The organism is Exiguobacterium sp. s48 (genome assembly GCF_018617395.1).
GTDB lineage: Bacteria > Bacillota > Bacilli > Exiguobacteriales > Exiguobacteriaceae > Exiguobacterium.
In genome coordinates this window covers 862,347-875,041 of record NZ_JACSKC010000001.1, presented here as the reverse complement: position 1 = coordinate 875,041, position 12,695 = coordinate 862,347, and the positions used below count along the sequence as shown (strand labels likewise).

The window sequence follows — 12,695 nt, the reverse complement described above, 5'->3', positions numbered from 1 at the left end:
GGTTATGTACGGAAATGGACGGGTATATGGAGTGGGAATGGAGGAATTGACATGAGTGACTGGATGATTTCAGTAATCGAGCAATATGGGTACATAGGGATCGCATTCATGATTTTTATTGAAAACGTATTTCCGCCCATACCGTCTGAAGTGGTTCTCTTGTTTGGCGGATTTTTTGCTGTGAAGACAAACTTGTCCATCACGCTTGTCATCGTGGCATCAACAGTTGGTGCCATTTTAGGAGCGGTATTGCTGTATGGCCTCGGACTCTTGTTTGATGTTGAGCAAATTGAAAAATGGACAAAGCGATACGGGAAATGGCTCCGACTCGACATCGAAAATGTACGAAAAGCGGATGCCTGGTTCGATCGATACGGAGGGTGGATGGTATTCTTCGGAAGATTGATGCCAGTCGTTCGTAGTCTCATCTCCATTCCGGCAGGTATGTCCAATATGCCATTCTTGAAATTTCTATTGCTCAGTACGGCTGGGACAGCTTTATGGAATACCATTCTCATCGTCATCGGGATGAAAGTCGGGGAGAACTGGCAAGATATTCTCGCATACCTCGATGCGTATTCTTATGTAATCTATGGGCTATTGTTGATTGGGGTCATCATCTATCTCGTATGGCGAAAGAAAAGGCACAGTAAACTAGCGAAGGATTAAAGCATAAAACAGGCGGACCCAGCGTATGGGTCCGCCAATTCATTTTTCTTTTTTCTCGTCAGGTAACACTTTCGTGAGGGTTTTCTCCGTTTTTTCTGCCAAGTACTCTGAGAAACGGAACAGAATGATTCCAACAATGGCTGACACGAAAATATAGAGACCGACAAACAAGTTGATGGCCCCGTTCGAAAGGGCGGTGAATAAAATAGAGAACTCCCCACGTGGCGCGAGTGAGAACCCGGCTTCATTCGCCTGAACACGCGTCAAGCCATAGATTCTGCCCCCGACGCGTCCGACAATCCATTTGGATAATACTCCCCACACAATCAAGACGAAGAAGAGTGCATTTACGATGACACCTTTCTCGAGGTTGATCGAGATACCGAACGAGATGAAAAAGATCGGCAAGAACAAATCTCGGACGGGTACGGTCAAACGCTTCAGCGGTCTCACATCGTGGATATCTGCGAGCATGATTCCAGCGATAAACGCGCCTAATATCTCAGATAATCCAAACACCATCCCAATTCCTGCGAAAAAGAGAATGAGTCCAATCAGACCGATACTCGCATCATCTTGTCGCAATAAGTGCTTCGAAAACTTTTGTTGTTTCGATACAAAGCTTGAACCGATGAACAAGAGTACTCCAAAAATAAGAAATCCTGCGAAGACTTTCCCGATATCGGACAATGCAACCGGTTCCTCTTGAATGATGAAAGGAGCGACCGTTAAGAGGAGTGGGGCGAAAATATCCTCAAAGATGAGTAAGGCGAGCACAAACTCTTTAATATCTTCATGTTTTTCGGAATGCCGCTCAAGCAGTTTCGCAGAAATGGAAGAGCTCGTCGCATATAAGACGGCTCCAATTAGAAATGCGCGAGGGAAATCGAGGCCAAATAGTAAGGCAATCCCGAACGATACGCCGAAAGAGAGAACGATATCGAGTACGCCTGCTTTCCAAACTTTTCGCATACGCTTCCATAATTCTCGCAAGGGAAACTTAAGACCAAGTAGGAAAAACAAGAGGACGATTCCGATCTCACCTGCGACTTTAAATACTTCATTTCCGTCCCAAAAGAAGCCTACGCCTACACCAATCGCAATAAATGCTAAAATACTAGGGAAGTAAAGACGTTCAATAAGAAGACTGAAGACGGAGATGAGCGTGAGCGCCAATCCGAGCAACACGATGATATTTAATCCATCCATACGTCATCCCCTTTCATGATTTGTTTTCAGCTTTCTTTTTGTCCCCATTGATACTCCATCCCCACAGATTCCGGTCGTGAGTAATCAAACCCGAATTGTCGATACAATCCATCTGCTGGAATGTCTGCGATTAGACTAATGATGGCTGTCTCATCTGCCTCGTTTAATATCCATTCCATCAAATGTTCCATGATTAATTTTCCGAGTCCGAGTCCCTGACATTCCGGATCGACAGCAATGTCGACCAAATGAAACACCATCCCGCCATCACCGACGACACGCCCCATCCCGACAATTTCATCTTCTAAGTATAAACAGACCCCAAACAGAGTATTTTTAAGACCTTTCACCGTACTTTCATCGGAACGGCGTGGCATCCCCGCTTTCACACGCAATAGTTGATGTTGTTCCGGTGTCGGTGTTTCAACTTTTACAGTCACTTCATTGACCATACTAAAATCCCCCTCTACACAAGTTGATTTTATTTTCCCGATATATTGAATAGGTAAACCTTGATTTCTGAAAATGGCTGTCTACATAATTGAAACAGGAGACAGGGGGAGTAGTCGATGTTAAATGAACAATCCATTTTGCCGGCGATTCGGGATATGCGGGATTTAGAACGGTTTTTATCGAGTGATATGGAACTAGGTGTGTTACTAGAGATTCATATGAGCCGATTGGAATCTATCTTTAGACTGTTGAAGAAACATCATAAGAAAGTGTTCATTCATATGGATTTGATTCAAGGAATGAGGGCTGACGAGTATGCAACGGAATATGTTTGCCAAACATATAAACCGTTCGGGATCATCTCGACGAAAGGAAACGTCATCGTCAAGGCGAAACAAAATGATGTCGTGACGGTGCAGCGACTTTTTTTGATTGACTCGACATCGCTTGAAAAGAGTATCAAGCACATTGAACGATCAAAACCAGATTATATCGAAGTACTGCCGGGGATTGTACCAAAGTATATTCAACAGGTGAAGGAGAGAACGGGAATTCCGGTATTCGCCGGAGGTCTCATTGAGACACGAGAAGAAGTCCAAGCAGCCCTCGATGCCGGGGCGAGCGTCATTACGACTTCGAATCGAAAACTGTGGACTGTCTAATCCGTATTTGGGTATACATTTCTTGAGGAGGGATGAATCATGACAGACGTGATGATTGTAACAGGAGTCAGTCAAGGAATCGGATATGCGATTGCTCGAGCTTTTGTCAATCAGTATGAAGTGATTGGACTAGACATTGGAGATGACCCGGAAATCGAAGGTTTACGTTTTTATCAAGTGGACCTTGGGGATACTTCTGAACTTGAGCGTGTCTTTGAAGAGATTCATAACGAGATTGGTCGAGCCCATGTGTTGATCAACAACGGAGGCATCGCTTCATTTGTTAAACCGATAGATGACATCGAAATCGAGACATTTAAACGAGTGATTGATGTCAATCTAGTCGGGACATTTAGTTGTGCGAAATACTTTTTAGAACTGAATCAAGGTGAGTCGTACGGAAGAATCGTTAATATGGCTTCGACTCGTGCCATTCAAAATGAGCCACACTGGGACGCATATGGGGCTTCGAAAGGCGGAATCGTCGGTTTGACCCATTCACTCGCCATCTCATTGGGCGACCGCCCCGTGACAGTGAATGCAATCAGTCCGGGATGGATTCATACGTCCAATGAGGCGTTACGTGAGATTGATCATGAACAACATCCATCGGGTCGTGTCGGTGAACCGGAAGACATCGTCCGCGCAGTGCGCTATTTAATTGATCAACAGAACGAGTTTGTGAATGGACAAAACCTCATCGTTGATGGTGGCATGACGAAGAAAATGATTTATGAAGAATAATGTGACTAAATACCTAAAATAGGATGGAAATTAGGTTATTTTTACCTAATTCCGGGTAATAAATAAAGAGATTTTTATCCGGATGAAGGGAGCGAGTGACATGAATCCGCTTGTCGAAGAAGCGCTACGATTTTCTTCTGTACGTCACGGAGGCCAGTCTAGAAAGGGCTCATCGATTCCATACTTGTCACACCCATTCTCTGTCGCCATGCTACTTGAAACCGATCATCAACCACCTGCAGTCGTGGCGGCAGGGTTACTTCATGATTTGATTGAAGACACAAAAACAGAACCACAGGAGATTCTATCGAAATTTGGATCTGATGTGCATAGGCTGGTGCTAGCGGTTTCGGAGAAAAATCGTGATGAAACGTGGGAACAACGAAAACGGATGACACTTCAACAGGTGAAGTCACTCCAATTTGATGAAATTGCACTTCTCGTGGCGGACAAGCTACATAATCTCCGCTCCATCCGCTATGATCTTGAGATGGAAGGGATGAAGGTGTGGCAACGATTTAAACGACCGATGCGTGACCAATCGTGGTATTACCATGAGCTGTCGCTTGCATTTGAACCGTTTCGTAGTTCAACAGACCTGATTGGCTTGTATGAACAAGAACTCCATCTGTTGTTTTACGGTGAGAAGAATGCGAAAGATCGAAAAGTGGCAAGACTCCTCGAATCCATGTTGACTCATTTCATCGAGGACGAATGGTTGCAAGAATCGGCACCACTATGTCAAACAGCATATGAGTTAAGAGAGATTGTTGCACGAGAGACGATTGATGAAGTAGAGATTGCGTGCTTCCGACAGCGACTTCACGAAGCGGGCTGGACCACGCCATTGTCACCCGAGAAGCTCGCGGGGATGCAAGAACTCGCATATCGGACGGCTCTCGAGCCACAAGAACTTCTCGCACTCATACGTCGCTCGATTGTCAACTAGTTCTCTTCATGCTATAGTCAAAGGGAAGATAAAAAGGGGAGTAGCGACCACAATCGTGGTCGATGGGTCGTCATTACAGTGCGTGCGCACTCGGTCCATCGAGCTTTTATAAGTCCGCAAGACCTTTTTATGGGCGTTTTTGTCGTCCATAAAAAGGTCTTTTTTGTTTACCCAAGGAGGAGAAAAAATGGTATTTGTTTATTTCTTACTGGCTGCGGCCATCACCGTCTACGCCGCCATTAAATTATCGACGTACGCCGACGTCATGACTGAAAAGTCGAAAATGGGCGGGATGCTTGTCGGTACGGTTTTATTGGCAGGAGCGACTTCGCTCCCGGAAGTGACAACAAGTATATCGGCTGTCATGATTGACAACCCAGACATCGCCATCGGAAACATGCTCGGAAGTAACCTGTTCAATATCTTTATCTTAGCGATGTTCGACCTATACTTCCGACAGAAGCAATTGTTCAACTATGCGAGCCGGGACCATCTGTATACGGCCGGACTTGGGTTACTCTTGACCGTCACGACGTTGATTGCCTTGATCGTTCGCGTCGATATGACGTTTATCGGAATCGGTGTCGACGCACTCCTCATTGCGATCCTTTACGGCATCGGAATCTATTATATCGGGAAACAACCGAAAGATCCGGTTGCAGAACATGAGGTCGAAGAAGAAGTGGTTGTCGGGAAATATGAAGACATCACGCTCAAACGTGCGGTCTTTGGATTCATCATCGCTGCAATCGTAATCATGGCGGCAGGAACAGCCCTATCGATCACGGGAGACCAGATTGCCGTCGTCACAGGACTCGGTTCTAGCTTTGTCGGTAGCTTCTTGATTGCGGCATCGACGTCACTCCCGGAAGCGGTCGCCGTGTTCATGGCACTCAAACTTCGTAATGTCAACTTGGCGTTCGGTTCGATTCTCGGTTCGAATATCTTTAATATGCTTATTATCGCCATGTCTGATGTCTTTTATCGGAATGGATCAATCCTCGCAGATGTCTCGACATCACACCTCGTATCTGCGGTCGGGATCACCATCCTATCGATCCTCGTGATGTACAGTGTGCTCAGACAAAATGTCACGTCGAAGGTACGTTATGTGATTCCTTCGTTACTCGTTGTCGTCGTCTATTTCGTTTCGTCTTACTTGATCTTTATCGGGTAAACTCATGCATCAGCCTTAGGGCTGATGTTTTTTTAATTGGGAATGCGAATTCATTGCTTCGGGTATAGGGGAATGGAAGGAGGGGTGGCGATGCAAATGCAAGAAGTGGAGACACGCCAAGCGTATACGATTTTGATTCCGGCCTATAACCCTGATGCTGCACTCGTCACACTCGTGGAGAAATTGAGGGAGAGCGGGTTTTCGACCATCATTGTAGTCAATGACGGTAGTGACGAGTCGACGGTAGGGATATTTGACAGCGTGGCATCCTTTGTCGACGAAGTGCTAACGCACGAACAGAACCAAGGGAAGGGTGCTGCAATCAAAACGGGATTACGGTACGTGATAGATTCGTACCCGGAAAAAATAGGGGTGATCACGGTCGATGCCGACGGGCAGCATTTACCGCAAGATGTCGTCAACGTGTATGAGGAAGGGTTGAATAAACCACATCATCTCATCATGGGATGTCGAGATTTTAGCGGAGATGCGATTCCGCTCCGGAGCCGATTCGGCAATCAGGCGACACGGCTCGTCATGTTGATCGGGAGTGGGTTGAAGTTAAAAGACACGCAGACGGGGCTTCGTGCCATCCCGATGCGATACGCTAGGCAACTGATTGACATTCCGGGGAATCGATATGAGTTCGAGATGAATATGCTTACGTTCACGAAACGATTGCAGGTCCCGATTCAACAAACGACCATCCAGACCGTATATGAGAATGAAAATGATTCATCCCATTTCCGACCGATTCTCGACTCGATCTTAATTTACCGGATGTTTTTGATGTATTCATTATCGTCTGTCGCCTCGTTCCTTGTCGACGTCGGGATGTATGCGCTCTTCATTTATTTATTATCTCCATACTTCGACACGGCTCATGTCGTCATTGCGACGGTCATCGCTCGAATCATTTCTTCTCTATTCAATTATCTCGTGAATCGAAAAGTAGTCTTCGATTCGAAGGCGCGGCGGTCCCTTCCGAAATATTTTAGTCTCGTCGTGCTTCAAATGGCCGTTTCGGCAATCCTTGTCTATCTCTTGTTTCTCTTGTTCAGACAGGGCGAGGTTATCTTAAAAGTAGCGGTCGATAGCTTTCTCTTTTTCGTCAGTTATTATATTCAAAAAAGATGGATATTCAAAAAATGACCGGTCATGATTGCATGACCGGTTTAATATGCGAGTGTTCCTGTTTTGACGGACGTATAGCGATGTAGTTCTTTAGGACTTGTAATTCCGGTTTTCTGCATCATGTCACGCATGAGTAACGCGCATACGCGAGCATCTTCCGCGGCGTCATGATGAATGAACGGCACGTTCAAGTGTTCTGCCATCGTGTTCAACTTGTGGTTTGGCAGCCCTGGATACAGTTTACGCGACAGTTTGACGGTGCAACCGTACTCGATTGTCGGGAAATCGAATAGATCATATTTTACAATCGCCTTTTTCAAAGCACCCATATCAAATGAGGCGTTATGTGCGATGACGAGGTCCACTTCCCGTAAAATCGGGTAAAGAGAGGAAAGCACTTCCGGTAAGTCCGGTGCATCCCACACGTCACTAGGACGAATGCCATGGACGCGGATGTTACCCATATCAAAGTCTTCCTCCGGGTTGACGAGTCGCTGGTCTGTTTCGACCACATCTCCGTTTTGAAGGATGCTCCATCCGACAGAACAGATGCTACGGCTATCGCGGTTAGCGGTCTCCACGTCAAGTGCGAGAATGGAATGATTCATAGTTTACCTTCTTTCCTGTGCAATAAAAAAAGTCTAACAGAAAGTTAGACGAATGTCGTGCTTAAGCGGCAACGAGGGTACGGCAAGCTTCCGCACAACGCTCACATGCTTTGGCACAGGCTTGGCAATGGTCATGCTGATGGCGTCCGCACTCAACCGCGCACGTATCACAGACTTGGGCGCATAGAGCGACGATTGGTTTTGAAAAGGCTGAATCTGTTTCTAAGGCATTTAAAGCCAATGTGCAGATGTCAGAGCATTCCCGTGTCAATCGGATGCATTCGGTGAACATGTGTAAATCTTCTTCTTGTAAACTTTTTGAGAAACAATGATTACAAGCGCGCATGCATTCAATCACGCTCGTCAAAGTCTCTTCAACAGATGTGCGTTCCATCAAAAATTCCCCCTTATATGAAAAAGTCTATCTAACATTACCCGTTCAGAAAGGGGTTGAATCGCATCATGCCAATAAAAAAGCCACACCTCATTCGAGATGTGACAAATTAATGGAGCATAGGGGGCTCGAACCCCTGACCTCTACGCTGCCAGCGTAGCGCTCTCCCAGCTGAGCTAATGCCCCGTTCGAAATCATTATATCATCGTAGTATTCGACATGGCAATTCCCTTTTTGAATTTAGGTTTATAAAATTGGAGACGTGGGAATTTCATGTTAGACGTTATATTAAGAAAGCAGGTGTGCTTCATGGAAATGATTCTTTTGGCACTCTTACCGGCACTTATGTGGGGGAGTATTCCACTCATCGTGTCGAAAGTGGGAGGAAAACCGATTCAGCAGTTAATCGGAACGACCATCGGGGCGATGATCATGGCGGCCGTGATTGCCCTCGTCTTCCGACCGGAGTTCACGACACTCGCCATCGTGACCGGATTTATCTCAGGAGCGTTCTGGGCGCTCGGTCAATATTTGCAGTTCCAATCGTTCCAAATCTTAAGTGTCTCCAAAGCGATGCCAATCAGTACGGGGATGCAGCTCGTCGGGACGTCTCTCTTTGGGGTCATCGTTCTCGGTGACTGGCAAACGACGACGGAGCTATGGTTAGGGTTTTCAGCGCTCGTCTTGATCATCATCGGGGCGACCATGACCTCATACCAACAGAAGAAAGATCAGGACAGTGCCGGAGCTTTGAAAAAGGGACTACTCGTCCTCTTCGTCTCGAGTATCGGTTACGTCACGTATGCCGTCTTGACGAACTACTTTGAAGTAAAAGGAATTACCGCGATTCTTCCACAATCCGTCGGGATGTTCATCGCGGCACTGCTTTTCAGTCTTCGTGAGAAAGACGTTAAGAAGCTGGATCCACGCACGTTCAAAAACATCTTGGCGGGGATTGCCTGGGGAATCGGGAACTTCGGACTTTTCGTCTCAAGCGGAGAAGTGGGGATCGCGACCTCATTCGCCTTATCCCAATTGAACGTCGTCGTGGCGACACTCGGTGGAATCTATCTCTTGAAAGAAGAGAAGACGACAAAAGAACGTGTCTTCGTCTTTATGGGAATCGGTTTGATTGTCGTTGCCGGATTTATGCTTGGGATTGCCAAGAGTTAAATTTTTAATGATGGACTGAAAAGAACCTTGAATGCGCACTCGTGCTAGAGTGCCATTCAAGGTTTTTGTTTTGAGTAAATTTTAATCGTTGACGTGAGGGCAGGAGAAGATGTAATCGATAGGGAAGTAATCTCATGTTGCCTTCGTCATATAGGTCGGGCAGCGCATTCGTGATTGATTAGAAAAATGTAGAATAAAGGGGAAACGAATCATGGAATCAAATGTAGTGACGATATCAGCTCTCGTCGATGCACCAATCGACACAGTCTGGAAACTCTGGACAGACCCTGACCACATCAAACAATGGAATCATGCGTCTGACGATTGGCATACGATTGAAGCGGAGAACGACTTACGGGTCGGTGGGAAGTTTCGTAGTCGGATGGAAGCAAAAGATCAGAGTATGGGCTTTGATTTTGAAGGGGTATATGAGGAAGTTGAAGTAAATGAGCTCATTCAGTATCGCCTTGAGGATGAACGGAGAGTCAGGATTTCATTTGCTTCAGAAGGTGATCAGACAAAGATCGTTGAGGTGTTTGATGCAGAATCGATGAATCCGGTTGAAATGCAACGACAGGGCTGGCAGGCCATTCTCGACAACTTTACTCGATATGCGAATGGGAAGAGTGTATAAAAGATAAACGGAAGGTTTGAACAGCAGGTCCCTTTTCCATTAAAGTGGACGCTGCTGTTTGTCATGTTAGGCTAAATGATTGTCTTAGTGCGAGACGAAAATGAGTAAAAGGTGCTGGCTATATGTATGACTACACGTTACTAGAGAGAGTCTTATTTCGATTTCCTTCCTTCAATCATCAGAAAATGAAATCAGTGTTAGATCGGAAAACGATATTGATTACTGGAGCGAGCTCTGGAATCGGGCAGGCGTTCGCTTATCTATTAGCGGATACAACCGCACATCTGATTCTCGTAGCCCGGAGAGAATCAGACATGAACGTCATGAAGTCTAAAATCGAGAAAGGGTCAGCCACGGTGACCGTGTTCCCGGCAGATCTTCGAATCGAAGAGGAACGGAATGGTTTGCTGGCGTATCTCCATCAATTACCGGAAGGATTGGATGTTTTCGTCAGCAATGCAGGAATCTCCATCAATCGTCCCATCATCGAGTCGCTCGATCGAGACCATGACTTCACTCGGACGATGGCGATCAATTATTTTGCTCCCGTACAATTGATTTTATCGCTCATACCGGTGCTCGAAAAGAAGAACGGACAGATCGTCAATGTGTCGACCATCAATGTGTTACTTCATCCTTTTCCCCACTGGGCGGCCTATCAGGCATCAAAAGCCGCGTTCGATACGTGGTTTCGCTCCGCGGGTCCGGAACTCACAATCAAAAATATATCCACGACGACTATATATCTACCGCTAGTAAAAACTCCGATGATTAAACCGACGCTGGCTTATCAGCATTCTCCTGCCATGTCACCGGTACATGTGGCAGAATTAATCGGACATGCCTTGTATACGAAACGAACAGTATATAAGCCGTGGTGGTTGTTCCTCGGTCAAGTAGCATCACTTGTTTTCAGAAGACTGATAGACTGGATGGTCCCTGCATTCCTTAAGAGAAAGGAGCGTGACAGTAGGAATGGTTAAGTTATTGAAAGTCTTGTCGCAGCTCCATTTTCTATCACCATCGAACCTAGGCCGTCTGTTCGTCGCAATCCGTCAAAACGGAATCAACTTGATGCTTCTTTTTACATTGACGGAAAGAGCAGGGAGTCAAAAAACGGCTTTAGTGGATAGCCGAGAAACAGTGACGTATCAAGAGCTAAAGACACACTGTGAACACCTTGCTCATCATTTGGCTGATCAGTATGGGGTTAAAAAGGGACAAAAAGTGGCGTTTCTTTGTAAAAACCACGCGTCTTTCGTACAAGGGATGTTTGCGGCTTCACGACTCGGTGCAGACATCTACATGCTTCATTGTTCGATGAGTCAACTGCAGTTTAACCGGCTCGTAGAAGAACAATCATTCGATCTTTTAATTTATGATGAGGAGTTTGAAGACTTAATTGAAAACTCGTCTTACGAACATTCGACCCTCGTCAGCTATCATGAGGAGAAGGTATCAATCAACCGTTTATCGGATTCGAAGCGACATAAAAAAGGAAAGCTTCCGGCCGCATCGAGCGGGAAAATCGTGCTGTTGACCGGTGGCACTACGGGTAGTCCGAAACAAGTGACTCACAAACCATCCCTCTTTCACTTTCTAGCTCCATTCACGGCTTTATTGAATCGGTTGCAGTTGCCGTCATTCAACACTGCCTATATTGCCACGCCGATTTACCATGGCTACGGTATCGCCATCCTTTTATCTTTTCTGGCACTAGGGAAAAAGGTCGTCATTCAGGAGAGCTTTGATGTGCAAAGAGCCTGTGACCTCATTCGGCGACACAAGGTAGAAGTGGTCACGGTCGTCCCGCTCATGATCCACAAAATGTTACGACACGATCCAACATCACTTCATTCTCTCGCTTGTATCGCGTCCGGTGGTGCGAAGCTTCATCCCGTTTTAGTCCGTGAAGTACATAACGAGTTAGGGTACGTCTTATACAATCTATATGGAACATCGGAAGCGGGCTTGAATCTGATCGCCACACCAGAAGATTTACAGTATAATGCGAACACACTCGGGAGAAGGATTCCGGGAGGGGACTTGCAGGTAGTGAAAGATGGAATGGAAGTCGAGGCAGGCGCCATCGGAGAATTTTGCATACGAAATAAGTGGTCCATGCAAAGCAGGAAGAACCGCTGGATTCGAACGGGTGATGTCGGATACCGGGATGAGAACGGCTATTATTTTTTGTGTGGACGAACAGACGACTTGATTGTCTCGGCAGGAAACAATATTTATCCTGGGGAAGTCGAAACGGTTTTGCGCGACCATCCGAATGTCGAGGACGCCGCCGTCGTCGGGATAGAGGATGTGTACGCCGGTCACATTTTGAAGGCATATGTACAGGTGTATGATGAAGTACTGACAGAAGAGGCATTAGTGAGCTGGTTGCGTGAACGAGTGACAACATATCAGATTCCTCGAGAAATCGTGTTCGTGGAGGAGTTGCCTTATACAGCGGTTGGAAAATTGGATAGGAAACGACTTTATATAATAGATTTGTCATAAAATATTAAAGTCGATTAAGATTAAAAAATCTCATTCGACTTTATGAAGGATTATGAAATCTGTCGTAAACTTAATTTTGGAAATTTATGTTAATATGTTTAAGTCAGGAACTTGGATGTTCAAAACATAATTCATTATTATACATAGATATAGTTAATGTATCACTAAATTTTTTAACTGCTTACTCTGAGTAAAAACTCATGAATGACCGAGTGAATTTTCTTTTCGTAACAATTTAGTGACTTCGAGTGTAATCAGAAAATATGATTTATGTTGTTTTAAATTATACCTATTAATTGCATAAATATTAGTATTAATACAATTAGCAGGTATGTATTTTTAGTTGAATGTAGGAAGTAGTTGATTATAATAAAT

The 12,695-nt window shown here is 45.5% G+C and carries 14 protein-coding genes and 1 tRNA gene; 10 read left to right on the top strand and 5 right to left on the bottom strand.

Annotated elements, in window-relative coordinates; genetic code table 11:
- The first annotated feature begins 51 nt into the window (after positions 1-51).
- On the top strand, positions 52-669 hold the full coding sequence (locus KNO66_RS04505) for a DedA family protein (protein WP_214740832.1): 618 nt from the start codon (positions 52-54) through the stop codon (positions 667-669).
- A gap of 39 nt (positions 670-708) precedes the next feature.
- Here the strand turns inward: KNO66_RS04505 and KNO66_RS04500 are convergent, their stop codons facing one another.
- On the bottom strand, positions 709-1,878 hold the full coding sequence (locus KNO66_RS04500) for a cation:proton antiporter (RefSeq protein ID WP_214740830.1): 1,170 nt from the start codon (positions 1,876-1,878) through the stop codon (positions 709-711).
- Positions 1,879-1,904: 26 nt separating this feature from the next.
- Positions 1,905-2,330: a GNAT family N-acetyltransferase gene (locus KNO66_RS04495; RefSeq protein ID WP_214740828.1), complete on the bottom strand. Its 426-nt coding sequence runs from the start codon at positions 2,328-2,330 to the stop codon at positions 1,905-1,907.
- A 117-nt stretch (positions 2,331-2,447) separates the two neighbouring features.
- Between KNO66_RS04495 and KNO66_RS04490 the strand changes: the two genes are divergently transcribed.
- From KNO66_RS04490 to KNO66_RS04470, 5 genes are all read left to right on the top strand, one after another.
- A complete protein-coding gene (locus KNO66_RS04490) occupies positions 2,448-2,993 on the top strand; it encodes a glycerol-3-phosphate responsive antiterminator (RefSeq protein WP_214740826.1) in 546 nt (181 codons plus the stop codon).
- A gap of 39 nt (positions 2,994-3,032) precedes the next feature.
- Positions 3,033-3,737, top strand: a complete 705-nt coding sequence (locus tag KNO66_RS04485; protein WP_214740824.1) for an SDR family NAD(P)-dependent oxidoreductase — start codon at positions 3,033-3,035, stop codon at positions 3,735-3,737.
- Between the two features lie 100 nt (positions 3,738-3,837).
- Positions 3,838-4,686: an HD domain-containing protein gene (locus tag KNO66_RS04480; protein ID WP_214740822.1), complete on the top strand. Its 849-nt coding sequence runs from the start codon at positions 3,838-3,840 to the stop codon at positions 4,684-4,686.
- Between the two features lie 187 nt (positions 4,687-4,873).
- A complete protein-coding gene (locus KNO66_RS04475; RefSeq protein WP_214740820.1) occupies positions 4,874-5,863 on the top strand; it encodes a sodium:calcium antiporter in 990 nt (329 codons plus the stop codon).
- A 90-nt stretch (positions 5,864-5,953) separates the two neighbouring features.
- Entirely contained in the window at positions 5,954-7,015 is a 1,062-nt protein-coding gene (locus KNO66_RS04470) for a bifunctional glycosyltransferase family 2/GtrA family protein (protein ID WP_214740818.1), read from the top strand.
- 23 nt (positions 7,016-7,038) lie between these two features.
- On the opposite strand, the gene KNO66_RS04465 is transcribed toward KNO66_RS04470, so the two are convergent.
- The 3 genes from KNO66_RS04465 to KNO66_RS04455 form a co-directional block, all read right to left on the bottom strand.
- On the bottom strand, positions 7,039-7,605 hold the full coding sequence (locus tag KNO66_RS04465; protein ID WP_214740816.1) for a 3'-5' exonuclease: 567 nt from the start codon (positions 7,603-7,605) through the stop codon (positions 7,039-7,041).
- 61 nt (positions 7,606-7,666) lie between these two features.
- On the bottom strand, positions 7,667-7,999 hold the full coding sequence (locus KNO66_RS04460) for a four-helix bundle copper-binding protein (RefSeq protein ID WP_012726406.1): 333 nt from the start codon (positions 7,997-7,999) through the stop codon (positions 7,667-7,669).
- A gap of 113 nt (positions 8,000-8,112) precedes the next feature.
- Positions 8,113-8,185 (bottom strand) — tRNA-Ala (locus KNO66_RS04455).
- 123 nt (positions 8,186-8,308) lie between these two features.
- Between KNO66_RS04455 and KNO66_RS04450 the strand changes: the two genes are divergently transcribed.
- From KNO66_RS04450 to KNO66_RS04435, 4 genes are all read left to right on the top strand, one after another.
- Positions 8,309-9,172, top strand: coding sequence for a GRP family sugar transporter (locus tag KNO66_RS04450; protein WP_214740814.1), 864 nt, complete (start codon positions 8,309-8,311; stop codon positions 9,170-9,172).
- Between the two features lie 211 nt (positions 9,173-9,383).
- The gene (locus KNO66_RS04445; RefSeq protein WP_214740812.1) at positions 9,384-9,806 is read left to right on the top strand and encodes an SRPBCC family protein; all 423 of its coding nucleotides are present in this window, start codon (positions 9,384-9,386) and stop codon (positions 9,804-9,806) included.
- A gap of 185 nt (positions 9,807-9,991) precedes the next feature.
- Positions 9,992-10,789, top strand: a complete 798-nt coding sequence (locus KNO66_RS04440) for an SDR family NAD(P)-dependent oxidoreductase (RefSeq protein WP_251128054.1) — start codon at positions 9,992-9,994, stop codon at positions 10,787-10,789.
- A complete protein-coding gene (locus KNO66_RS04435; protein WP_214740808.1) occupies positions 10,782-12,320 on the top strand; it encodes an AMP-binding protein in 1,539 nt (512 codons plus the stop codon). Before KNO66_RS04440 ends, KNO66_RS04435 begins: the two co-directional genes overlap by 8 nt.
- Positions 12,321-12,695 lie beyond the last annotated feature (375 nt).